Below are 21,349 nucleotides of genomic sequence, written 5' to 3'. Positions count from 1 at the left end.
CTTCCTCGTCGCAGGACAGGACCAAGGGCCGCCGGACACACCGGCGGCCCTTTTTGCTTTTCCGCGCCGAGCGGCTCCGCTTAACCTCAGGGCATGAGTTCGTTCCGTCTTCCCCCGCCCGCCGCCTTTTCCGCCGCCGCCGTGGCGACCGTCGTCGGCTTCGGCGGCACCGTGGCCCTGGTGGTGCAGGCCGGACAGGCCATGGGCGCCGCGCCGCCGCAGATCATTTCCATGACGACGGCCCTGTGCCTGGGCATCGCCCTGCCCGGGGCGCTTCTGAGCTGGCGATTGAAGATGCCGGTCGTCATGGCCTGGTCGACGCCCGGCGCGGCCCTGCTGGCCGCCTCGACCCTCAGCCTGGGCTGGGCCACGGCGGTGGGCGCCTTCGTCATGGCGGGGCTGATGATGGCGCTGACCGGCCTGATCCCCGCGCTCGGGCGACTGGCCGAGCGTATTCCGGCCGCCGTGGCCTCGGCCATGCTGGCGGGGGTGCTGCTGCCCTTCTGCCTGAAGCTGTTCCTGGTCTTTCCCACCGACCTGGCTCTGGCGACGGGCCTGCTGGCGGTCTTCCTGATCATGCGTCGCCTGGCGCCCGCCTGGGCCCTGCCCGCCGTCCTGGCCGCCGCCTTCGCCGTCCTGGCCGCGCGGAGCCAGGTCGCCCTGCCGGAAGGAACCAGCCTGTTCGGAACCCTGTCGCCGGTCATGCCCGCCTTCGACTGGAAGGCGGCGATCAGCCTGGCCCTGCCCCTCTATCTGGTGACCCTGGCGTCGCAGAACCTGCCCGGTTTGGTGGTGCTGAGGGCCGCCGGATACGCCCCGCCCGCCGGGAAGCTGATCTTCTGGGGCGGCCTGGCCAGCACGGTCCTGGCCCCGTTCGGCGCACATGGCGTCAATCTGGCGGCCATCACCGCCGCCATCTGCACGGGACCGGAAGCCCATCCCGATCCCGAGAGGCGCTGGACCGTGGGCGTCGTCTACGGCCTCTTCTATCTGGCCGTCGCCCTGTTCGCCGCGCCCCTGGCGGGCCTGTTCATCACCATGCCGTCCGGCGCCCTGGCGGCGATCACCGGCCTGGCCCTGATCGCGCCCCTGACCGGGTCTCTCAACAGCATGCTGGAACGACCGATGGACAGGGAGGCCGCCGTCCTGACCTTCGCCGCCACGGCGTCGGGCCTGGCCCTGTTCGGCGTCGGCTCGGCCTTCTGGGGTTTGATGATCGGCTTCCTGGCCCTGGCGGCCCGACGCTGGATCCCAGGCAAGGGCTGACGCCCTTGGCCTGGATTTACATTTCACGCCTTCCGTCCCAAGCACGACTATGACAGCCTGCGTCCTGGCCGACAGGCGGCCGTAGAGCGAGGCGATCATGGCGCACAAGTTCGAAGTCTATCAGGACAAGGCCGGCGAGTTCCGGGTCCGGTTCAAGTACAACTCGGAAATCATCTTCTCGACCGAGGGTTATTCCGACAAGTCCGGCGCCAAGCGCGCGATCGAGTCGATCAAGAAGTACGTCCCGGACGCTCCGACCGAAGAGGTCTGAGGCTTCACGCGGGGGCGAGGCTGCGGCCCGCCCCCGCCTTCCTTTCCTTAAGGCCGCGCCGGGATGTTCAAGCCGCGCTGCACGGCCGGACGGGCCAGGCCGCGCTCCAGCCAGGCGGCCACGCGCGGGAAGTCGGCGAAACCGACCAGATCGCCCGCCTCATAGAAGCCGATCAGGTTACGCACCCAGCCCAGGACGGCGATGTCGGCGATGGTGTAGTCCCCGCCCATGATCCAGTCCCGGGGCTCTCCCCCTTCATTGGCAAACCGCCCCTCCAGCACGCCCAGCAGACGTCGCGACTCGGCGACGTAGCGATCGCGCGGACGCTTGTCCTCATACTCGCGGCCGGCGAACTTGTGGAAGAAGCCGACCTGGCCGAACATCGGACCGATGGCCGCCATCTGGAAGAAGACCCACTGCAGGGTTTCATAGCGCGCCGCCGGATCGGCGGGCAGGAAGCGACCCGTCTTCTCGGCCAGATAGACCAGGATGGCGCCGGACTCGAACAGGGGCAGGGGCTTCCCGTCCGGACCGTCGGGATCGATGATCGCCGGGATCTTGCCGTTGGGATTCAGCGACAGATATTCCGGCGTCCAAGTCTCGTTCTTGCCGATGTCCACCAGATGCGGCTCATAGGCCAGACCCAGCTCCTCCAGCATGATCGAGACCTTCACCCCGTTGGGCGTCGGCAGGGAATAGAGTTGAAGACGGTCGGGATGCTGCGCCGGAAACTGGCGGGTGATCGGAAAGGCGGACAGGTCGACCATGAAGAGCGCTCCGAAAGCGGGTTGAGCCCCTATCTTGGAGCCGACCCGCGGCGGCGCAATAGCTACAGCAACTGTAGCTTTAAATTCATCTCGGCAGACTAGTCCTCGTCGCGCTCGCCGATCTCGGTCGGCGGCACGATGCGCAGCCAGCCCTCCTGAACGCGCACATCCGGCGCCGCCTCGCGCGTGAAGGGCAGATACCAGGTGGGACCGCCGTCCTTCGGCGTGATCTCCAGCATGTCGGAAGCGCCGAAGTTCTGCACCGACTTGATCCGGCCGACCACGGCGTCGTCGACGTCGCGCGCCTCCAGTCCCACCAGGTCGGTCAGGTAGAATTCGTCGTCTTCCGGTTCAGGCAGCAGGGCGCGCGGGATGAACAGCTTCTGGCCGCGCATGGCGTCGGCCTCTTCCTTGGTGGCGATCTCCTTGACCCGGGCCACCACCCCGGCCTTGTCCGGCCGGGCCGTGGACAGGGTCAGAACCGGCCGGCCGTCGGCCTTCAGCAAGGGAGAATAGGCCAGCAGGGCCATGGGATCAGCCGTATAGGCGGTAATCCGCACCTCGCCCTTCACGCCGAAGGCGCCGCCCACCTGGCCGACGAGGATCAGTTTGTCATCGCCGCTCATCGGCAGGCTCCGTTTCGCATCATCTGCAGCCCAGATAGCAGAAAAGCAGCGCCCGGGCGGGGCGCTGCCTTCCATTTCCGCATCCCGGCCGAAACCGGGAGACCGAAGGGCTTAACCCTCGGCGTTTTCTTCAGCGGCGGTTTCAGCGGCCGGAGCCTCTTCAGCAGCGGCTTCGGCCGGAGCTTCTTCAGCAGCCGGAGCGTTCTTGGCGGCTTCAGCGGCGGCGGCGGCTTCTTCCTTGGCGCGGGCGGCGGCTTCAGCAGCCTCGACCTTGGCGGCGGCTTCGGCTTCCAGACGGTCGGCTTCGCGCTGGGCGCGCTCGGCGGCGCGTTCCTGGGCCTTCTTGCCCGGCGTGCCCTTGTTCGGGTTGTTCGACTGGGTCCAGGCGACCTTGCCGGCCAGGACTTCGTCTTGCGACTGGCTGATGAAGCGCGCGACGCGGTCGGTCGGCTGAGCGCCCTTGCCCAGCCACTCGGCGACGCGGTCGGCCTTCAGGGCGACGCGCGGTTGGGCGCCGTCCTTGGGCAGCATCGGGTTGTAGGTGCCGACGCGCTCGATGAACTTGCCGTCGCGCGGAGCGTGCGAGTCAGCAACGACGATGTAGTAGTAGGGACGCTTCTTGGCGCCACCGCGGGCCAGACGAATCTTCAGCATTTTCAGTCTCTTTCTAGGAAGTCTAAATCAGTTCTTTTTCGGGAAGCCCGGCAGGCCCGGAAGGCCTCCCGGAAGTTGTCCGCCGCCCAGGCCGGCCAGGCGGTCCTGAATGGCTTTCATTTCGTCGGCGCTGGGTTCCGGCATCTTGCCGCCGCCCAGGGCCTTGAGGCGGGCCATGTCGGCGCCCCCTCCCATTCCGCCCATACCGGGCATTCCGCCCATCATGGCCGCCATCTTCTGCAGGTTCTTGCCGCCGCCCTTGGACAGGGACTTGACCATGTCGGCCATCTGCCGGTGCTGTTTCAGCAGGCGGTTGATGTCCTGAACCTCAACGCCGGCGCCGGCGGCGACGCGCTTCTTGCGGCTGGCGTTCAGCAGGTCGGGCTTCTTGCGCTCGGCCTTCGTCATCGAGGAGATGACGGCCAACTGGCGGTCGATCATCCTGTCGTTGACGTTGTTGTCGGCCATCTGGGCCTTCAGCTTGGCCACGCCGGGCAGCATGCCCATGATGCCCTGAAGCCCGCCCATCTTCTTCATCTGGCCCAGCTGACCGGCCAGGTCGTCCAGATCGAACTGACCCTTGGCCAGCTTGCGGGCCATCTTCTCGGCCTTGGCCTGGTCCAACTCGGTCGCGGCCTTTTCGACCAGGGCGACGATGTCCCCCTGGCCCAGGATGCGGCCGGCGACGCGGCGGGCGTCGAAGACGTCCAGGGCGTCGACCTTTTCGCCGGCGCCCAGATACTTGATCGGCAGGCCGGTGACGGCGCGCATCGACAGCATGGCGCCGCCGCGGCCGTCGCCGTCGGCGCGGGTCAGCACCAGGCCGGTCAGCGGCAGGCGCTCATGGAAGGCGGCGGCGGTGCGCACCGCGTCCTGACCCGTCAGGCTGTCGGCGACCAGCAGGGTCTCGACCGGCTTGGCGATGTCGGCGACCTCGGCCACCTCGTTCATCAGCGCTTCGTCCAGCGTGATGCGGCCGGCGGTGTCAAGGATCAGGACGTCGAAGCCCTGGAGCTTGGCCGATTGCAGGGCGCGGCGCGTGATCTGGACCGCGCTCTCGCCCGCCACGATGGGCAGGGTCGAGACCTCGATCTGCTTGCCCAGGGTCGCCAGCTGTTCCATGGCCGCCGGACGACGCGTATCGAGGGACGCAAGCATGACCTTCTTGCGGTCGAACTTCGTCAGGCGCAGCGCCAGCTTGGCCGAGGTGGTCGTCTTGCCCGAGCCCTGCAGGCCGGCCATCAGGACGACGGCGGGCGGCGTGGCGTTGGTGTTCAGCGGAACCGGCTCTTCGCCGCCCAGCATCTCGACCAGGCCGTCATAGACGATCTTGACCACCTGATCGGCCGGCTTGACCGAACGGATGACCTCTTCGCCGGTCGCCTGTTCCTTGGCGCGGCTGATGAAGTCCTTGACCACAGGCAGGGCGACGTCGGCCTCGAGCAGGGCGACGCGGACTTCGCGCAGCGCTTCCTCGACATCCTTTTCGGACAGGGCGCCGCGGCCGGTGATCCGGTCGAAGACGCCTGTCAGCCGCTCGTTCAGAGCCTCGAACATTCAAAACCTTTCATGCGCGAACCCTGCCCCATAGAGAAACGGCCTCTGGCGACGATCACGTCGGCAGAGGGTCCTCGCCTGCCTCGTCCTTTCTTTGTTGGGCTATCGGCCGGTCGGCCTACTTGAGCCCGAATGGGCTGTGCTCAAGTAGCGCTCGGCGCGGTAGCACAACCAAGAAAGCTGTCGTGCAGGAGGAGGCGCAGGTTCAATTGCGCCGGAAGCCGGGGCTTATGGAGCATCCGCGAGCAAATGTCGACTCTGCACCGCTCGCCTGAAAACCACACAAAGGGTTTCGGCGTTGACCATGGGGACTAGGCGGTTCGGATTCCGCTGATACGGTGCCGCTTCCAGCCTCCCCGCTGAAGGACAATACGATGATCCAGGCCGCCGACGACCGACTGCGCGAGGAGGTGCGCCTGCTCGGCGCCTTGCTGGGCGAGGTGATCCGCGACGAAGGGGGCCAGGATCTCTATGACCGGATCGAGGCCGTGCGGCAGGCCTCCGTGGCCTATCACCGCGACCCGGCTTCGCACGGAGCGTCGGAGCTGGAGGCCCTGCTGAAGGACCTGTCGCTGGACCAGGCCGTCGGCCTGACCCACGGCTTCGCCGCCTTCTCCCTGCTGGCCAATGTCGCCGAGGACCGGGCGGGCAAGCGCCGCGCACGGGATCAGGCCGAGGCCGGCGAGCGGGCCGACACGCCCGAGGGCGCGCTGAAGCGGCTGGAAGCGGCGGGCGTGGACCGGGCGGCCGTGCGCGACCTGCTGTCGGAGGCCCTGATCTCTCCGGTTCTGACCGCCCACCCGTCCGAGGTGCGGCGCAAGAGCGTGATCGACCGCATCGCCGCCGTCGGCGCCCTGCTGGACGGCTGCGACCGCGACGGGATCGCCTGTTCGCCAGAGACGCTGAAGGCGGCCCTGCGCCGGCAGATCGTCATCCTGTGGGCCACGCGCCTGACCCGGGCCACGGGCCTGGTGGTGCAGGATGAGATCAACACCGTCACCGACTGGCTGCAGCGCATCTTCCTGCACGTCGCCCCGGCCCAGCTGGCCGAGTGGCGCGCCCTGCTGGACGCGCCGGACCTGCCGCCCTTCCTGCGCATCGGCACCTGGGTCGGCGGCGACCGCGACGGCAACCCCAATGTCGACGCCGAGGTTCTGAGCGCCGCCTTCCGCACCCAGTCGCGCGCCGTGCTGCGCTTCTATCTGGAGGAGGTGAACGCCCTGGGCGAGGAGCTCAGCCTGTCCGCAGACCTGACCGCCGTCACGCCCGAACTGGCGGCCCTGGCCCAGAGCTCGGCCGACGCCTCGATCCAGCGTGCGGACGAGCCCTATCGCCGGGCGCTGAGCCGCATCTACGCCCGGCTGTCGGCGACCTGCCTGGCCCTGACCGGCGGCCCAGCGCCGCTGCCGGCCTCGTTCGAGGCCCCGGTCTATGGCGGCCCCGAGGCCTTCCGCGCCGAGCTGGCGGTGCTGCACGACAGCTTGGTCTGCACCCACGGCGCCGTCTTCGCCGACGACCGGCTGGCGCGGCTGATCACGGCGGCCGACGTCTTCGGCTTCCACATGGCGACCCTGGACCTGCGCCAGAACTCGGACGTGCATGAGCGGGTCGTGGCCGACCTGCTGAAGGTGGCGGGCGTCTGTCCCGACTACGTCGCCCTGGACGAGGAGGCGCGTCTGACCCTGCTGGCGCGTGAACTGGCGGGGCCGCGCCCGTTGTTTTCGCCCTATGCGGATTACACGCCCGAGACGCTGAAGGAACGCGCCATCCTGCAGGCGGCGGCGGCCGCCCTCGCCGCCTTCGGCCCTCAGGCCATCCGCACCCACATCGTGTCCAAGACGGACGCGGCCTCGGACATGCTGGAGGTCTATCTGCTGCTGAAGGAAGTCGGCCTCTATGATCCGGCCGATCCCGCGGCCTGCCCCATCCAGGCCGCGCCCCTGTTCGAGACCATCGAGGACCTGCGCGCCTCGCAGCCGACGCTGGAACGCGTCCTGGCCGAGCCCTCGGCCCGCGCCGTGGCGACCGCGCGCGGGGTGCAGGAGGTCATGATCGGCTATTCCGACAGCAACAAGGACGGCTCCTACCTGACCTCGGGCTGGGAATTGCACGAGGCCTCGCGCGCCCTGCTGGACGTCACTCGCGCGGCGGGGGTCCGGCTGCAGCTGTTCCACGGTCGCGGCGGCGCCGTGGGGCGCGGCGGCGGCTCAAGCTTCTCCGCCGTGCTGGGCCAGCCGGCAGGGACGGTGGCCGGGCGCATCCGCGTCACCGAACAGGGCGAGGTCATCGCCAACAAGTACGGCGAGCCCGAGGTGGCGCAGAGGAACCTGGACGCCTTGACCTGCGGGACGCTCCTCGCCTCGCTGGGGCCGCAGACCGACACGGGCTACAGCGCCGAGCACGGGACGGCGGCGGCCCGCCTGTCGGCCGCCTCGATGAAAGCCTATCGCGCCCTGGTCTATGAGACGCCGGGCTTCGTCGACTATTTCCGCGCCGCCACCCCCATAGCCGAGATCGCCGACCTGAAGATCGGCTCGCGTCCGGCCAGCCGTTCGACCTCGACCGCCATCGAGGACCTGCGCGCCATCCCCTGGGTGTTCAGCTGGTCGCAGTCGCGGGTCATGCTGCCCGGCTGGTTCGGCTTCGGCTCTGCGGTCCAGGGCGAGGACCCGGACGAGCTGCGCGACATGGCCGCCGCCTGGCCCTTCTTCCGCACCGTGGTCCAGAACATGGAGATGGTCATGGCCAAGGCCGACATGGCCATCGCCCGCCGCTACGCCGGACTGGTCCCCGACCCCGCCCTGGCCGAGCGCATCTATGGCGCGATCCGTGAGGAGTGGGACCGGACGGTCGCCGCCGTCCTGTCGATCACCGGCCACGACGCCCTGCTGGGCGGTCAGCCCGAGCTGGACCGGCTGATCCGCCAGCGCATGCCCTATGTCGAGCCGCTGAACCATGTGCAGATCGAACTGATCCGCCGCCGCCGCGCCGGGGACGACGATCCCCGGGTCCGCAACGGCATCCTTCTGGCCATCAACGGCGTGGCGGCGGGCCTCAGGAACAGCGGCTGATCACAGCCACTTCGAGCGCTTGAAGCTGATGTAGAGAGCGAGGCAGATGACCACGATCAGGGCCATGACCGCCGGGTAGCCGTGGGTCCAGCGCAGTTCCGGCATGTGGTCGAAATTCATGCCGTAGATGCCCGTCACCGCCGTCGGCGTGGCCAGGATGGCGGCCCAGGCCGCCAGCTTGCGGGTGATGACGCCCTGGCGCTGTTGCTCCAGCAGGTTGGAGGCCTCGAACACCGAGGCCAGGATGTCGCGCAGCACGCCCGCGCGGCTGGCCACGCGACGCACATGGTCGGCCACGTCGCGGAAATAGGGACGGACCTCGCGGTCGATGCAGGGCAGGTCCAGCGACTGCAGCTTGGCCGAGACCTCCTCCATCGGCCCCAGGATGCGGCTGAACTTCAGCAGTTCCCGCCGCAGGAGGAAGAGGCGGGTGATGTCGTCGCGGGACAGGAAGCTGTCCAGGGCGACCTGCTCCATCTCCAGCACCTTGTCCTCGATGGCGTCGATGATGGGGATGTAGCCGTCGACGATGAAGTCCAGGACGCCGTGGAGGATGAAGTCCGGGCCGTGCTTCAGCTGCTGGGGCGAGGCCTCCAGCTGCGCCCGCAACTGGGTGTGGCCGCGCGCCGAGCCGTGGCGGATGGTGACGACATAGTTGGAGCCGACGAAGATGTGGGTCTCGCCGTAGACGATATGGTCGCCCTGCCCCTGGGCGGTGCGGGCGACGATGAAGAGCTCGGAGCCGTAGACCTCCAGCTTGGGGATCTGGTGCGCCGTCATGGCGTCCTCGATCGCCAGGGGATGCAGGCGGAAGCGCCGCACGAGGATGTCGGTCTCCTCGTCCGTCGGCTCGTGCAGGCCGATCCACAGATACTCGCCCCTGGCCAGGGCCAGCCCCTGTTCCGTCAGGGGCGCCTCGCGCACCCGCTGGCCGTCCTTGTAGACGTAGGAGGCGACGACGCTCATGCAGGGAACCTCATTCCTGTTGGGCCGCGGTCAGAAGGCTCCGCCTTCTCGACCCGACGCGGCCTATGACACAGCCAAGGCTTACGCCACCCCGGCCGAAATAGAAAAGGCCCGATGGATCGCTCCACCAGGCCTCTCCATATTCAGCGCCTAACGGGCCTCAAGCAGGCCGAAGGCCGATAGGCCCCTTAGGAAGTCGGGAAACCGCGCACCTTCAGCAGGGCCTTTACGTCCGGGTTGCGGCCGCGGAACTGGCGATAGGCGTCGCCGCGGTCCGTGGTGTTGCCGGGCGCCAGGATGATCGACTTGAAGCGGCCGCCGATGTCCGGGTTGAAGACGTCGCCCGACTCCTCGAAGTAGGCCCAGGTGTCGGCGTCCATCACTTCCGACCAGAGGTAGGAGTAGTAGCCGGCCGAGTAGGCGTCCGAGGTGAAGAGGTGGTTGAACTGCGGCAGGCGGTGCCGCATCACGATCTCCTTGGGCATGCCCAGACGGTCCAGCGAGGCCTTTTCGAAGGCCGCGATGTCGGTCGGCGGCGTGGCCTGGGTGTGCAGGTCCATGTCGACCAGGGCCGAGGACAGGTAGCTGACGGTGGCGTAGCCCTGGTTGAAGGTCGAGGAAGCCTCGATCTTGTCCACCAGCGCCTGCGGCATCGGCTGCTTGGTCTCGACGTGCTTCATGTAGCCGTCGAGGATGGGGCGGCTCAGCACCCAGTGCTCGTGCACCTGCGACGGATATTCCACGAAGTCGCGCGGCGTGTTGCCGAACGACGGATAGGTCACCACCGACGAGAAGTAGTGCAGGGCGTGGCCGAACTCGTGGAACAGGGTCTCGGCGTCGTCCAGCGAGATCAGCAGGGGCTGGCCGTCGGCCGCCTTGACGAAGTTGTTGTTGTTCGAGGCCAGGATCGGCTTCGAACCCGTCAGGGTCGAGAAGGACCGATAGGTGGTCATCCAGGCGCCCGAACGCTTGCCCGGACGGGCGAAGTCGTCGGCGTAGTAGAGGCCGATCAGCTTGCCGGTGGCCTTGTCCGTCACCTCATAGGTGGTCACGTCCGGCTCGAAGGTCGAGACGGTTCCCTTGGGCAGTGGCTTGAAGACGAAGCCGTACAGGCGCTCGGCCATGTAGAAGGAGGCCGCGCGAACGGCGTGGAGCTCGAAGTAGGGCTTCAGCTCGTTCTGGTCGAGGTCGTACTTGGCCTTGCGGACCTTCTCGGCGAAGTAGAGGTAGTCCCAGGGCTCGATGTCGAAGCCGGCGATCGCCTTCATGTCGGCGACCTCCTCGGCGACGCGGGCCTTGGCCGGGGCCCAGACGCGCTGCATCAGGTCCATGGCCGCGGCCGGGGTCTTGGCCATGGTGTCCTGCATGCGCCATTCGGCGTGGTTGGCGAAGCCCAGCAGGCGGGCGCGCTGCTGACGCAGGGCGACGATGCGGGCGATGGTCGACTTGGTGTCGTTGGCGTCGCCGTTGTCGCCGCGCTTGACGAACTTCTTCCAGACCTGCTCGCGCAGGGCGCGGTCGTCGGCGAAGGTCAGGAAGGGATCGACGCTGGAGCGGGTGTTGACGATGGCCCAACCCTGGACGTTGCGCGTGCGCGCAGCGGCGGCGGCGGCGGCCTTGTTCGACTCCGGCAGGCCCTTCAGGCCGGCCTCGTTCGCGATGACGGTCCAGGTGTTCTCATCGGCCACCACCTTCTGGCCGAAGCCGGTGAAGGCGTTCGACAGCTCGGTGTTGATGCGGCCCAGCTCGGCCTTGCCGGCGGCGTTCAGGGCGGCGCCGTTGCGGATGAAGCTGTCGCGGCTGCGCTCGGCCAGACGCTTCTGCTGGGCGTTCAGGCCCGCCGCGTCGGCGCCGTCGGCCACGGCCTTAATGCGCTGGAACAGCTTCTCGTTGAAGGTGATCTCGTCGCCGGCGGCCGAGAGGATCGGCGACAGCTCGGTCTCCAGGGCGTCCCAGTCGTCGCCGCCGATGTTGGAGGTCATGACGCTGAAGATGTTGATAGCGCGGTCCAGCGGCTCGCCGACCAGCTCCATCGCCACCAGGGTGTTGGCGAAGGTCGGGGCCTCGGCGTTGTTCGCGATCGCGGCGATGTCGGCGCGTTGCAGCTCGATGCCTTCCATCACGGCCTGACGCATCTTGGGCGCCGTCACCTTGTCCCACGGGGGCACGCCTTCATAGGGGCCGGTCCAGGGCTGCAGCAGCTCGGCGCGCGGCGTCGCGGCCGGCAGGACGGCGCGGGCGATGCGGGCCTCGTCGGCGGTGGACAGGGCGACGGCGGAAGCGGTCATTCCGGACTCCATGGCGGCGCCGGAAGCGGCGTAGCCCGAGAGGGCGACGAGGCTCGCGCCCCCGATGAGAAGATGACGTCTGTGCATCCAGGTCTCCCAACCTTATTTATCGTGTTCGCGCGACCCTAGGACCGAATGGCGGGGCCGTCACATGAAGCCGATGTAATCCTAAGCATTGGACGACGGAACCCCAGGAGGCTAAAGGCGGCGACATGGCGATAGGCGTTTTCGACTCCGGCGTGGGGGGCCTGACGGTCCACCGCGAACTCACGACCCGCTTTCCGACGCGGGACTTCATCTATCTGGGCGACCAGGCCCACGCCCCCTATGGCGGACGCGGCGGCGAGGACATCGTCGAGCTGACCCGCGCGGGGTGCGAGCGCCTGTTCGAGGCCGGCGCCTCGGTCGTGGTCCTGGCCTGCAACACGGCCTCGGCCATCGCCCTGCGCCGCCTGCAGCAGACCTGGATCCCGGGCATGCGCGAGAAGCTGGGCCGTCCGGTCAACGTCCTGGGCATCATCGTCCCGACCATCGAGGCGGCGACCGGCCTGCCCTGGTCCTATGAGGCCGAGCGCGACGGGCGGCTGGAAGGCGAGAAGAAGCAGGCGATCGACGTCACCGGCGTCTTCTGCACCGCCGCCACGGCCATGAGCCGGGTCTATGAGATCGAGATCGACAAGCGCCGCGAGGACCTGGCCGTCTTCACCGAGCCCTGCCCCGGCCTGGCCGGCCTGATCGAGCTTGGCGCCCCGGCCGAGGAGCTGAAGGTGGTGGTCGACGACCACGTCGACGCCCTGCGCCGTCGCATCGGCCGTCACCCGGACAAGGCCATCCTGGGCTGCACCCATTATGAGATCGTCGCCGACCTGTTCGCCGCCGCCCTGCCCCCCGGCGTCCAGGTGATCAGCCAGCCGGCCGCCGTGGCCGACTCGCTGGAACGCTATTTCGAGCGCCATCCGGAATACGACCTGGGGTCGTCCGGCCGTCGCGACTTCCTGACCACGGGAACGCCCGGCCCGCAGTCCGAGCTGATCGCCCGCTTCTGGGGCGCGCCGCTGACCTTCGACGCCGCCTGAGGTCCGCCGCGCCCTTCCTTGCGCTCATTGCACCGTGCAAAGGAAAAAACAGTGCAATGCGTGCAATAGGCCCCGATGGAGCGACGCCTATTCCGCCGGACGCGCGTCCGGACGCTGTCGGCCGAAGGTCGGCGCCCGTTCCTTCTGTTCCGCCCAGTAGGCCGGGCCGTCGTCCGGCTTGAACATGGTGCGCGGCACGCCGTTGCGGTCGACCACGGCGAAGGTGTTGGTCGAGGCCTGATAATAGAGGGTGTCGCCGTTCGGCCGCTTGACCGTCTCGGTCCCCTTCGGCGTGGCCTGGGTGAAGGCCCGCACCTTGTCCAGATAGTCGTCCGCGGACCGGGCGCCGAAGGCCGCGCCGTTGCGTTCGTACAGACGCTGGACCTTGGCGTCGGCGGTTTCACGACGATTGGCCGTCACCGGCGGCTTGGCCTCGGGCGCGGTTTCCGCCTGGCCCCCCTCCGGAGCCGCAGCCGAGATCAGGGCGACCGGCTCGGCCGCCGGCCGATCCCGCGTCTCCACCGCCGAACCGCCGCTGTCGCATCCCGCCAGAATGAAGGCCGCGACGACCCCGGCCGTCGTCCATTGCAAGCGCATGAGCCCCTCCCCGAAATCACGCAAAACGCAGTTACGCATATTTTGAATGTTCTTGTAATGTTCCTATTCACATTTTTGTTCGGATCGCTCCGTCTCGACGGCGTCACGCGGCGGGGCTAGAGGTTTGGAATGAGCGCATCCACCCTGACCGGCCGCAAGATCCTGTTGATCGTCGGCGGCGGCATCGCCGCCTACAAGGCGCTGGAACTGACGCGTCTGCTGAAGAAGGCGGGCGCCGAGGTGATGAGCCTGCTGACCTCGGCCGGGGCCGAGTTCGTCACCCCCATGTCCCTGGCCGCTCTGACCGGCCATCCGGTGCGGCAGGACCTGTTCATGCCGGAAGACGAAACGGCCATGGGCCATATCGAGCTGTCGCGATGGGCCGACCTGGTGGTCGTGGCGCCGGCGACGGCGGGGCTGATCGCCAAGGCCGCCAACGGCATGGCCGACGACCTGGCCTCGACCACGCTTCTGGCCACGGACAAGAAGGTGCTGCTGGCGCCGGCCATGAACGTGCGCATGTGGCTGCACCCTGCGGTTCAGGCCAATGTCGAGCGGCTGAAGAGCTTCGACGGCTTCCACGGCGCGGCCGTGGTCGGTCCCGACGACGGCGAGATGGCCTGCGGCGAGTTCGGCCCCGGCCGCATGGCCGAGCCGGCCGTCATCCTGGAGGCCATCTCCCGCCTGCTGGCCGGGCCGGACGGGCGTCCGCTGGCGGGCCGCAAGGTCGTCGTCACGGCGGGGCCGACCTTTGAACCGATCGACCCTGTGCGCGGCCTGACCAACCGGTCCAGCGGCAAGCAGGGCTACGCCGTCGCCGCCGCCCTGGCCGAACTGGGCGCCGGGGTGACCCTGATTTCCGGCCCCGTCGCCCTGGACGCGCCCGTGGGCGTGACCCGGGTCTGGGTCGAGGCCGCCGTCGAGATGAAGGCCGCCGTCGAGGCCCATCTGCCCGCAGACATCGCCGTGATGAGCGCCGCCGTCGCCGACTGGCGCGTGGACGGCGTCGCCTCCGGCAAGATCAAGAAGAAGCCCGGCGGCCCGCCGTCCCTGGCCCTGATCGAGAACCCCGACATCCTGGCCGCCGTCTCCGCGCCCGGGGCGAAGCGGCCGAAGCTGGTGGTCGGTTTCGCCGCCGAGACCAGCGACCTGGAGGCCAACGCCCGCGCCAAGCTGTCGCGAAAGGGCTGCGACTGGATTGTCGGCAACGACGTCTCGAGCGAGGTCTTCGGCTCGGACGGCAACGCCGTGACCCTGTTCACCCGGGACGGCGCCGAGCCCTGGCCGCGCCAGTCCAAGACCGATGTGGCGAGGAAGCTCGCCCTGCGCATCGCCGATCACTTCAAGGCCTGAGAGAAGACAAGCCCCATGACCACCGTCCGCGTCGAACGCCTGCCCCACGCCGAGGGCCTGGCCCTGCCCGCCTATGAGACCACGGGGTCGGCGGGGATGGACCTGCGCGCCGCCCTGCCGGAACTGGAGCCGGTCATCCTGGCGCCCGGCGAACGCAAGCTGATCCCGACCGGCCTGAAGATCGCCCTGGAGCCGGGCTATGAGGCCCAGGTGCGGCCCCGCTCGGGCCTGGCGCTGAAGCACGGCGTCACCTGCCTGAATTCGCCCGGCACGATCGACAGCGACTATCGCGGCGAGGTCGGGGTCATCCTGATCAACCACGGCCAGATCGCCTTCGAGATCAAGCGCGGCGAGCGCATCGCCCAGATGGTGATTGCGCCCTACGCCCAGGCCGTCATGGCCGAGGTCGAGGCCCTGGACGAGACCGCGCGGGGGGCAGGCGGCTTCGGCTCGACGGGACGCTGACGAACCGCGTTTTGAAAAACGGCGCTTTACGAACTGCCGGGATTCAACCTAGCGTAGAGACATGAATAGCCTGGACCAGCTCGTCTACTGCAGCCGCGCCCGGTTGGGCGACACGCAGGCCGTCGAGCAGATCGCCGACATCGTCCACGTCTCGACCGTCCGCAACGCCCGGGTCGGCATCACCGGCGCCCTGACCCTGAGGGGCGACGTCTTCGTCCAGCTGCTGGAAGGCAGCCCCACGGAACTGGATATCCTGATGCTGCACCTGCATTTCGATGCGCGGCATGAGGATATCGTCGTCCTGGCGCGGGAGCGGATCGCGCAGCGCGCCTTTCCGGCCTGGGGCATGACCGCGCCCCGGCCGGACCATCTGGCGACGGGCGACCTGGATCGCCTGATCGCCCAGCGCTCGACCGACATCGGCTCCTGGCGCGAAGCCTTGGGCGCGGCGCACGCGGCCTAGGCTTCAGACGGAGGGGTTGGGCGACGGCGGGGTGATCTCGCGCTTCAGGACCTGCTCGCGCCAGGCGGTGTAGAGGCCGCTGCCGGCGATCAGGGCGGCGCCGGCCAGGGTCGCCGCCGTCGGTGCGTCGCTGAGCAGCAGCCAGCCCAGGACCACGGCCCCGACCATCTGCAGATAGTCGAACGGCGCCAGGGCGGAGACCGGGGCGTGCTGCAGCGAGGTGGTCATCAGAAGTTGCGCCAGCCCGCCCGCCAGCCCGCCGGCCGCCAGGACGGCCAGCACAGGCCAGCTGTGGCTGTGGCCGTCGATCAGGGCCAGGACGCCGCCGACGGTCGCGCAGGCGATGAAGAACCAGAAGACGATGGCCGTGGCCTTCTCCGTCTTGCCCAGCTGGCGCAGGGTGACGGTGACGGAGGCCGCCACGAAGGCCCCGCCGAGCGCGAAGAGCAGGCCGCCCAGCGGCGGCGCGCCCTCCATCCCCGGCCGCAGGACCACCAGGACCCCGAGGAAGCCGAGGATGACCGCCGTCCAGCGATGGCGCCCCACCTTCTCCCTGAGGAAGACGATGGACAGCAGGGTGGCGAAGATGGGCGCGGTGAAGCCGATGGTGGTGGCGTCGGCCAGGGGCAGCAGGCGCAGGCCCTGGAAGATCAGCAGGATGCCCGTCACCCCCAGGGCGCAGCGCCAGAGATGAACCAGGGGCCGCCGGGTCGAGATCGAGGCCAGGCCGCCCTTGAGGCTCAGCACCCACATCAGCACCACCGGCAGGCCGAAGATCGAGCGGTAGAAGACCATCTCGCCGGCCGAGACCGGCTCCAGCGTCGCCGCCCATTTCATCAGGGCGTACATCAGGGAGAAGCTGAGCGCCGCGGCCGCCCGCAACGCCATGCCGTAGCCTGTTCCGTGACGGCGCATCCGCCGGGTCAGGCCTGACGGAAGCCGAGCACGTCCTGCATGTCGTAGAGGCCGGGGCGGCGGTTGCGCACCCAGGCGGCGGCGGCCACGGCGCCCTTGGCGAACAGGGAACGGTCGATGGCCGAATGCGACAGGGTCAGCAGTTCGTCGTCCGAGCCGAACAGCACCGTATGTTCGCCGATGACGCCGCCGGCGCGCAGGGAGGCGAAGCCGATCTTGCCCGGCTCGCGCGGGCCGGTGATGCCGTCATAGGGGGCGGTCCTGAGATCCTCGAGGTCGCGGCCCCGGCCGTTGGCGGCGGCCTCGCCCAGCATCAGGGCGGTGCCCGAGGGGGCGTCCACCTTGCGCCGGTGATGGGTTTCCAGCACCTCGATGTCCCAGTCGCGGCCGTCCAGCCGCTGGGCCGCGTGTTCGACCAGGCCGATCAGGATGTTGAGGCCCAGGGAGAAGTTGCCGCTGCGGACGATGGCGATCTTCTCGGCCGCCGTCTCGATCTCGGCCTCCTGTTCGGGCGTCAGGCCGGTGGAGCCGATGACCAGGGCCGGTCCGCCCCGCGCGGCGCAGGCCTTGGCCAGTTCAACCGAGGCCTCGGGCGTCGAGAAGTCGATGATCACGTCGCACAGGTTCAGGCCGGGAGCCTCGCCCCGGTCGAAGCGGGAGGCGACCACGACGTCCTCGCGGGCGTCCAGAACCTGGGAGACGGCGCGGCCCATGCGGCCCCGGGCGCCGGAGATTCCGGCGTGGAAGATGTCGCTCACGCAGCGGTTTCTTTCGAATTATCGGCGTCGCCGCCCAGGATGTCGGCCCAGAAACGCCTGGCCTTGCCCGCGAAGCTGGAGTTGCGCGGACTCTGGCTTTCTCCGAACGAGGCCGCAAGCTCCTGCATCAGTTCCTTCTGACGCGCGGTCAGGTCGGTGGGGGTTTCGACGAAGAGTTCGACCACCAGGTCGCCGCGCTGGCGGCCGTTCAGATGGGGCATGCCCTTGCCCTTGATGCGGACTGTCTTGCCGGTCTGGGCGCCGGCCGGCACATCGACCGCGGCCTTGCACTTGCCGTCGCAGGCGTCGGAGATCAGGCAGGGGGCGTCGACGATCCCGCCCAGGGCCGCCACCGTCATCGGCACCGGCACGGTGACGAGAAGATCGAGGTTGTCGCGCTCGAACAGCTCGTGCGGCTTGACCGACAGGAAGACGTAGAGATCGCCGCGCGGCCCGCCGCGCTGACCGGCCTCGCCCTCGCCCGACAGGCGGATGCGCGAGCCGTCGTCGACGCCCGCCGGCACCTTGAGGCTGAGGTTGCGGGTCTTGCGGACCTGGCCGTGGCCCCGGCAGTTGGGGCAGGGATCGGAGATCATCTCGCCCGAGCCGCTGCAACGGGGGCAGGTGCGCTCGACCTGGAAGAAGCCGTTGGCCTGGCGCACGCGGCCGGCGCCGCCGCAGGTGGAGCAGATGGTCGGCTTGGTCCCCGCCTTGGCGCCCGAACCGTCGCAGACCTCGCAGGTCATGGTGGTGGGGACGGCGATCTCGACCTCGGAGCCCTTGTAGGCCTGCTCCAGGCTGATCTCGAGGTCGTAGCGCAGGTCAGAGCCGCGACGCGGGCCGCCCTGCTGCTGACGACCGCCGCGGCCGCCGAAGGCGTCCCCGAAGGCGTCGCCGAAGACCTGGGAGAAGATGTCGTTGATGTCGTGGAAGCCGGCGCCGCCGCGTCCGAACGGGTCGCCGCCGCCGGCGCCGCCGTTCACGCCCGCATGACCGAACCGGTCATAGGCCGCGCGCTTCTGATCGTCCGACAGGACGGTGTAGGCCTCGGAGATTTCCTTGAACTGGGCAAGGGATTCCTCGGAGCCGCCGTTGCGGTCCGGGTGATGGATCATGGCCAGCTTGCGATAGGCCGCCTTCAGGCCCGGCGCGTCGATGGTCCGTTCGACCCCCAGAATCTCGTAATAGTCACGCTGCGCCATCAGGCGTTCGTCCTCTTACTTCCCGCCGCGAGCGCCGCCTGTCGTTGGCCGAAGGTCGTCCGTTCGCGAATGACCAGGCTGACATGGGCGCCCGGTCGAATGATGCAAGTTTTATGAAACGGCCCCGCCTGCCGTCTGGCAAGCGGGGCCGATCCAGGTTCGTCGCTCTGGTTACGCGTTCTTCTTGTCGTCGTCGGCGTCGGAGACTTCCTCGAACTCGGCGTCGACCACGCCGTCGTCGGCCGGAGCTTCCGACGCGCCGTCTTCACCGGCGCCCTGCTGGGCGGCGTACATGGCCTCGCCCAGCTTCATCGAGGCCTGGGCCAGGGCGTTGGTCTTCTCGCGGACAGCCTCCGGGTCCGTGCCGTCCTTGGCCGACTTCAGGTCGTCCAGGGCCGACTGGATGGTCGACTTGGTCGCCTCGTCGATCTTGTCGCCGTGCTCCGACAGGGCCTTCTCGGTCGAGTGGATCAGGCTGTCGGCGCCGTTCTGGGCCTCGACCAGTTCCTTGCGGGCCTTGTCGGCCGCAGCATTGGCCTCGGCTTCCTTGACCATCTTGTCGATGTCGGCGTCCGACAGGCCGCCGTTGGCCTGGATGCGGATCGACTGCTCCTTGTTGGTCGCCTTGTCCTTGGCGGTGACGTGGACGATGCCGTTGGCGTCGATGTCGAAGGCGACCTCGATCTGCGGCATGCCGCGCGGCGCCGGCGGGATGCCCATCAGGTCGAACTGACCCAGGACCTTGTTGTCGGCGGCCATCGGGCGCTCGCCCTGGAAGACCCGGATCGTCACGGCCGACTGGTTGTCGTCGGCCGTCGAGAAGACCTGGCTCTTCTTGGTCGGGATGGTGGTGTTGCGTTCGATCAGCGGGGTGAAGACGCCGCCCAGGGTTTCGATGCCCAGGGTCAGCGGGGTCACGTCCAGCAGCAGCACGTCCTTGACGTCGCCTTGCAGAACGCCGGCCTGGACGGCAGCGCCCAGGGCCACGACCTCGTCAGGGTTCACGCCCTTGTGCGGCTCCTTGCCGAAGAACTTCTTCACCGCTTCCTGCACGGCGGGCATGCGGGTCATGCCGCCGACCAGGACCACCTCGTCGATGTCCGCAGCCTTCAGGCCGGCGTCGGCCAGGGCCTTCTTGCACGGCTCGATGGTGCGGATGACCAGGTCCTCGACCAGGGCTTCCAGCTTGGCGCGCGACAGCTTGATGTTCAGGTGCAGCGGGCCCGAGGCGTTCATGGTGATGAAGGGCAGGTTGACCTCGTACTGGGTCGTCGAGGACAGCTCCTTCTTGGCCTTTTCAGCCTCTTCTTTCAGGCGCTGCAGGGCCAGCTTGTCCTGGCGCAGGTCGACGCCCTGCTCCTTCTTGAACTCGTCGGCCAGGTAGTCGACCAGGCGCAGGTCGAAGTCCTCGCCGCCCAGGAAGGTGTCGCCGTTGGTCGACTTCACCTCGAAGACGCCGTCGCCGATCTCCAGGATCGAGACGTCGAAGGTGCCGCCGCCCAGGTCGTAGACGGCGATCTTCTGACCGTCGTTCTTCTCAAGGCCGTAGGCCAGGGCGGCCGCGGTCGGCTCGTTGATGATGCGCAGGACTTCCAGGCCGGCGATCTTGCCGGCGTCCTTGGTCGCCTGACGCTGGGCGTCGTTGAAATAGGCCGGGACGGTGATGACGGCCTGGGTCACGGTCTCGCCCAGGTAGGCCTCGGCGGCCTCCTTCATCTTGCCCAGGGTGAAGGCCGAAACCTGCTGGGGGGAATAGTCCTTGCCGTGGGCCTGGACCCAGGCGTCGCCGTTCGGGCCCTTGACGATGTCATAGGGCACCATGCCCTTGTCCTTGGCCACCACCGGATCGTCGAAGTTGCGGCCGATCAGGCGCTTGATCGCGAAGAAGGTGTTGGCGGGGTTGGTGACGGCCTGACGCTTGGCGGGCTGACCCACCAGCACTTCGCCGCCGTCCTGGATCGCCACGACCGAGGGGGTGGTGCGGGCGCCTTCGGCGTTCTCGATGACCTTGGGGTTCTTGCCGTCCATGACGGCGACGCAAGAGTTGGTGGTGCCGAGGTCGATGCCGATGATCTTGGCCATGAGCTTGTCTTTTCACTCCTTGCGGCGGGCGATGCGGCGGCCTTCGATGAAGCACCGCGCGTGACCGCCCCCTGTTGGGCTTGCTTAGCCTTTCCGGTGCGTCCGGTCGGGCGGGTTGAATGGTTTCGGTCGAAAGCCCCAAACGAAGCGGGGTTTCTTCCAGACTGGCCCGGATATGGGAAAGACCGCAGGGGCTGCAAGGGTTTCGTGCGGTTCGGGGCGGATTCGGCGGCGTTTCCGCGATGAAGAGGGCGAGAAGCCTCATCCGGCCCTACGTGTCGTCTTCTCCCGGCAGGAGAAGGGTCTTAGATGGCGAGCATGTCCTCGCCCCGCGAAACCCCGACCGGCCTGCCCGGCTTTCGTCTGTGGCCGGGCGCGCTGGATGCGGCGGCGCAGGCCGTCCTGCTGGATCAGGTGCTGGCGGCGGCGCGGACGGCCCCCTTCTATCGTCCCGTGACGCCGGGCGGGCGGCCCTTTTCGGTGGAGATGACGGGCCTGGGGCCGCTGGCCTGGGTCTCGGACCGGGCGGGCTATCGCTACCAGCCGACCCATCCGGTCACGGGCGAGGCCTGGCCGCCCATGCCGCAAGCCCTGCTCGACCTGTGGGACGCCCTGACCGGCTGGCCCGTTCCGCCCGACGCCTGCCTGGTCAACCTCTATCGCCTTGATGCGAAAATGGGTCTGCATCAGGATCGGGACGAGGCCGATCTGACCGCGCCCGTCCTGTCGGTGTCCCTGGGCGACACGGCGGTGTTTCGCATCGGCGCGGCCGAGGGCGGTCGGACGCAGAGCCTGAAGCTGGCCTCGGGCGACGTCTGCGCCCTGACGGGACCGGCGCGGCTGGCGCGGCACGGGATCGACCGGCTGCTGGCGGGGTCGTCTCAGTTGGTGCCCGGCGGCGGACGGATCAATCTGACCCTCAGACGCGCCCGCTGATCGGGACTCGACGGCGACGTCAAAGCCGGGTCACAG

General features: G+C 68.6%; 19 protein-coding genes. 8 read left to right on the top strand and 11 right to left on the bottom strand.

What is annotated here, in order from left to right; genetic code table 11:
* Nucleotides 1–93 precede the first annotated feature (93 nt).
* Nucleotides 94–1,266, top strand: coding sequence for a benzoate/H(+) symporter BenE family transporter (locus ABIE19_RS17135; protein ID WP_354090461.1), 1,173 nt, complete (start codon nucleotides 94–96; stop codon nucleotides 1,264–1,266).
* A gap of 97 nt (nucleotides 1,267–1,363) precedes the next feature.
* Nucleotides 1,364–1,537 carry a YegP family protein gene (locus ABIE19_RS17130; RefSeq protein WP_354090460.1) on the top strand — a complete coding sequence of 58 codons (174 nt, stop codon included), beginning with the start codon at nucleotides 1,364–1,366 and terminating at the stop codon, nucleotides 1,535–1,537.
* Nucleotides 1,538–1,584: 47 nt separating this feature from the next.
* Here the strand turns inward: ABIE19_RS17130 and ABIE19_RS17125 are convergent, their stop codons facing one another.
* The 4 genes from ABIE19_RS17125 to ffh form a co-directional block, all read right to left on the bottom strand.
* Entirely contained in the window at nucleotides 1,585–2,304 is a 720-nt protein-coding gene (locus ABIE19_RS17125; RefSeq protein WP_354090459.1) for a glutathione S-transferase N-terminal domain-containing protein, read from the bottom strand.
* A 98-nt stretch (nucleotides 2,305–2,402) separates the two neighbouring features.
* Nucleotides 2,403–2,936 (bottom strand): ribosome maturation factor RimM, encoded by a 534-nt coding sequence (gene rimM / locus ABIE19_RS17120; RefSeq protein ID WP_354090524.1) that lies wholly within the window; start codon nucleotides 2,934–2,936, stop codon nucleotides 2,403–2,405.
* A 105-nt stretch (nucleotides 2,937–3,041) separates the two neighbouring features.
* Nucleotides 3,042–3,584, bottom strand: coding sequence for a 30S ribosomal protein S16 (gene rpsP, locus ABIE19_RS17115; RefSeq protein WP_354090458.1), 543 nt, complete (start codon nucleotides 3,582–3,584; stop codon nucleotides 3,042–3,044).
* 27 nt (nucleotides 3,585–3,611) lie between these two features.
* Nucleotides 3,612–5,141 carry a signal recognition particle protein gene (gene ffh / locus ABIE19_RS17110; RefSeq protein ID WP_354090457.1) on the bottom strand — a complete coding sequence of 510 codons (1,530 nt, stop codon included), beginning with the start codon at nucleotides 5,139–5,141 and terminating at the stop codon, nucleotides 3,612–3,614.
* A 374-nt stretch (nucleotides 5,142–5,515) separates the two neighbouring features.
* On the opposite strand from ffh, the gene ppc reads away from it, so the two are divergent.
* A complete protein-coding gene (ppc, locus tag ABIE19_RS17105; protein WP_354090456.1) occupies nucleotides 5,516–8,212 on the top strand; it encodes a phosphoenolpyruvate carboxylase in 2,697 nt (898 codons plus the stop codon).
* On the opposite strand, the gene ABIE19_RS17100 is transcribed toward ppc, so the two are convergent.
* Together ABIE19_RS17100 and ABIE19_RS17095 are read right to left on the bottom strand one after the other, a co-directional pair.
* Nucleotides 8,213–9,178: a magnesium and cobalt transport protein CorA gene (locus tag ABIE19_RS17100; protein ID WP_354090455.1), complete on the bottom strand. Its 966-nt coding sequence runs from the start codon at nucleotides 9,176–9,178 to the stop codon at nucleotides 8,213–8,215.
* A gap of 188 nt (nucleotides 9,179–9,366) precedes the next feature.
* Nucleotides 9,367–11,466: a M3 family metallopeptidase gene (locus tag ABIE19_RS17095; RefSeq protein WP_354090454.1), complete on the bottom strand. Its 2,100-nt coding sequence runs from the start codon at nucleotides 11,464–11,466 to the stop codon at nucleotides 9,367–9,369.
* Nucleotides 11,467–11,678: 212 nt separating this feature from the next.
* Between ABIE19_RS17095 and ABIE19_RS17090 the strand changes: the two genes are divergently transcribed.
* Nucleotides 11,679–12,542, top strand: coding sequence for a glutamate racemase (locus tag ABIE19_RS17090; RefSeq protein WP_354090453.1), 864 nt, complete (start codon nucleotides 11,679–11,681; stop codon nucleotides 12,540–12,542).
* A gap of 87 nt (nucleotides 12,543–12,629) precedes the next feature.
* Here the strand turns inward: ABIE19_RS17090 and ABIE19_RS17085 are convergent, their stop codons facing one another.
* Entirely contained in the window at nucleotides 12,630–13,139 is a 510-nt protein-coding gene (locus ABIE19_RS17085) for an S-type pyocin family protein (protein WP_354090452.1), read from the bottom strand.
* A 129-nt stretch (nucleotides 13,140–13,268) separates the two neighbouring features.
* On the opposite strand from ABIE19_RS17085, the gene coaBC reads away from it, so the two are divergent.
* The 3 genes from coaBC to ABIE19_RS17070 all read left to right on the top strand — a co-directional run bounded on the left by coaBC (nucleotide 13,269) and on the right by ABIE19_RS17070 (nucleotide 15,420).
* Nucleotides 13,269–14,492: a bifunctional phosphopantothenoylcysteine decarboxylase/phosphopantothenate--cysteine ligase CoaBC gene (gene coaBC, locus ABIE19_RS17080; RefSeq protein WP_354090451.1), complete on the top strand. Its 1,224-nt coding sequence runs from the start codon at nucleotides 13,269–13,271 to the stop codon at nucleotides 14,490–14,492.
* A 15-nt stretch (nucleotides 14,493–14,507) separates the two neighbouring features.
* Nucleotides 14,508–14,957 (top strand): dUTP diphosphatase, encoded by a 450-nt coding sequence (gene dut, locus ABIE19_RS17075; protein WP_354090450.1) that lies wholly within the window; start codon nucleotides 14,508–14,510, stop codon nucleotides 14,955–14,957.
* Between the two features lie 61 nt (nucleotides 14,958–15,018).
* Nucleotides 15,019–15,420 carry a BLUF domain-containing protein gene (locus tag ABIE19_RS17070; protein ID WP_354090449.1) on the top strand — a complete coding sequence of 134 codons (402 nt, stop codon included), beginning with the start codon at nucleotides 15,019–15,021 and terminating at the stop codon, nucleotides 15,418–15,420.
* A 3-nt stretch (nucleotides 15,421–15,423) separates the two neighbouring features.
* Here ABIE19_RS17070 and ABIE19_RS17065 read toward each other — a convergent pair whose 3' ends face one another.
* From ABIE19_RS17065 to dnaK, 4 genes are all read right to left on the bottom strand, one after another.
* Nucleotides 15,424–16,335 (bottom strand): DMT family transporter, encoded by a 912-nt coding sequence (locus ABIE19_RS17065; RefSeq protein ID WP_354090448.1) that lies wholly within the window; start codon nucleotides 16,333–16,335, stop codon nucleotides 15,424–15,426.
* Nucleotides 16,336–16,343: 8 nt separating this feature from the next.
* Complete coding sequence (gene dapB / locus ABIE19_RS17060; RefSeq protein ID WP_354090447.1) at nucleotides 16,344–17,093, bottom strand: 4-hydroxy-tetrahydrodipicolinate reductase; 750 nt, start codon at nucleotides 17,091–17,093, stop codon at nucleotides 16,344–16,346.
* Nucleotides 17,090–18,295, bottom strand: a complete 1,206-nt coding sequence (dnaJ, locus tag ABIE19_RS17055) for a molecular chaperone DnaJ (protein WP_354090446.1) — start codon at nucleotides 18,293–18,295, stop codon at nucleotides 17,090–17,092. Before dnaJ ends, dapB begins: the two co-directional genes overlap by 4 nt.
* 171 nt (nucleotides 18,296–18,466) lie before the next feature.
* Nucleotides 18,467–20,377: a molecular chaperone DnaK gene (dnaK, locus tag ABIE19_RS17050; protein ID WP_354090445.1), complete on the bottom strand. Its 1,911-nt coding sequence runs from the start codon at nucleotides 20,375–20,377 to the stop codon at nucleotides 18,467–18,469.
* Nucleotides 20,378–20,686: 309 nt separating this feature from the next.
* Between dnaK and ABIE19_RS17045 the strand changes: the two genes are divergently transcribed.
* Nucleotides 20,687–21,313 (top strand): alpha-ketoglutarate-dependent dioxygenase AlkB, encoded by a 627-nt coding sequence (locus tag ABIE19_RS17045; protein WP_435521158.1) that lies wholly within the window; start codon nucleotides 20,687–20,689, stop codon nucleotides 21,311–21,313.
* Nucleotides 21,314–21,349 lie beyond the last annotated feature (36 nt).

The sequence above is a fragment of the Brevundimonas faecalis genome, from assembly GCF_040549405.1.
In the GTDB taxonomy this organism is placed as follows: Bacteria; Pseudomonadota; Alphaproteobacteria; order Caulobacterales; family Caulobacteraceae; genus Brevundimonas; species Brevundimonas faecalis.
Note: the sequence above shows the minus strand (reverse complement) of the source record. Positions and strands in the feature narration are given on the sequence as shown.

What these genes read in the sequence shown, in the direction of transcription:
- ABIE19_RS17135 (WP_354090461.1), top strand. Translation starts at nt 94, where the DNA reads ATGAGTTCGTTCCGTCTTCCCCCGCCCGCCGCCTTTTCCGCCGCCGCC.
- ABIE19_RS17130 (WP_354090460.1), top strand. Translation starts at nt 1,364, where the DNA reads ATGGCGCACAAGTTCGAAGTCTATCAGGACAAGGCCGGCGAGTTCCGG.
- ABIE19_RS17125 (WP_354090459.1), bottom strand. Translation starts at nt 2,304, where the DNA reads ATGGTCGACCTGTCCGCCTTTCCGATCACCCGCCAGTTTCCGGCGCAG.
- rpsP (WP_354090458.1), bottom strand. Translation starts at nt 3,584, where the DNA reads ATGCTGAAGATTCGTCTGGCCCGCGGTGGCGCCAAGAAGCGTCCCTAC.
- ffh (WP_354090457.1), bottom strand. Translation starts at nt 5,141, where the DNA reads ATGTTCGAGGCTCTGAACGAGCGGCTGACAGGCGTCTTCGACCGGATC.
- ppc (WP_354090456.1), top strand. Translation starts at nt 5,516, where the DNA reads ATGATCCAGGCCGCCGACGACCGACTGCGCGAGGAGGTGCGCCTGCTC.
- ABIE19_RS17100 (WP_354090455.1), bottom strand. Translation starts at nt 9,178, where the DNA reads ATGAGCGTCGTCGCCTCCTACGTCTACAAGGACGGCCAGCGGGTGCGC.
- ABIE19_RS17095 (WP_354090454.1), bottom strand. Translation starts at nt 11,466, where the DNA reads ATGACCGCTTCCGCCGTCGCCCTGTCCACCGCCGACGAGGCCCGCATC.
- ABIE19_RS17090 (WP_354090453.1), top strand. Translation starts at nt 11,679, where the DNA reads ATGGCGATAGGCGTTTTCGACTCCGGCGTGGGGGGCCTGACGGTCCAC.
- ABIE19_RS17085 (WP_354090452.1), bottom strand. Translation starts at nt 13,139, where the DNA reads ATGCGCTTGCAATGGACGACGGCCGGGGTCGTCGCGGCCTTCATTCTG.
- coaBC (WP_354090451.1), top strand. Translation starts at nt 13,269, where the DNA reads ATGAGCGCATCCACCCTGACCGGCCGCAAGATCCTGTTGATCGTCGGC.
- dut (WP_354090450.1), top strand. Translation starts at nt 14,508, where the DNA reads ATGACCACCGTCCGCGTCGAACGCCTGCCCCACGCCGAGGGCCTGGCC.
- ABIE19_RS17070 (WP_354090449.1), top strand. Translation starts at nt 15,019, where the DNA reads ATGAATAGCCTGGACCAGCTCGTCTACTGCAGCCGCGCCCGGTTGGGC.
- ABIE19_RS17065 (WP_354090448.1), bottom strand. Translation starts at nt 16,335, where the DNA reads ATGCGCCGTCACGGAACAGGCTACGGCATGGCGTTGCGGGCGGCCGCG.
- dnaJ (WP_354090446.1), bottom strand. Translation starts at nt 18,295, where the DNA reads ATGGCGCAGCGTGACTATTACGAGATTCTGGGGGTCGAACGGACCATC.
- dnaK (WP_354090445.1), bottom strand. Translation starts at nt 20,377, where the DNA reads ATGGCCAAGATCATCGGCATCGACCTCGGCACCACCAACTCTTGCGTC.
- ABIE19_RS17045 (WP_435521158.1), top strand. Translation starts at nt 20,687, where the DNA reads ATGGCGAGCATGTCCTCGCCCCGCGAAACCCCGACCGGCCTGCCCGGC.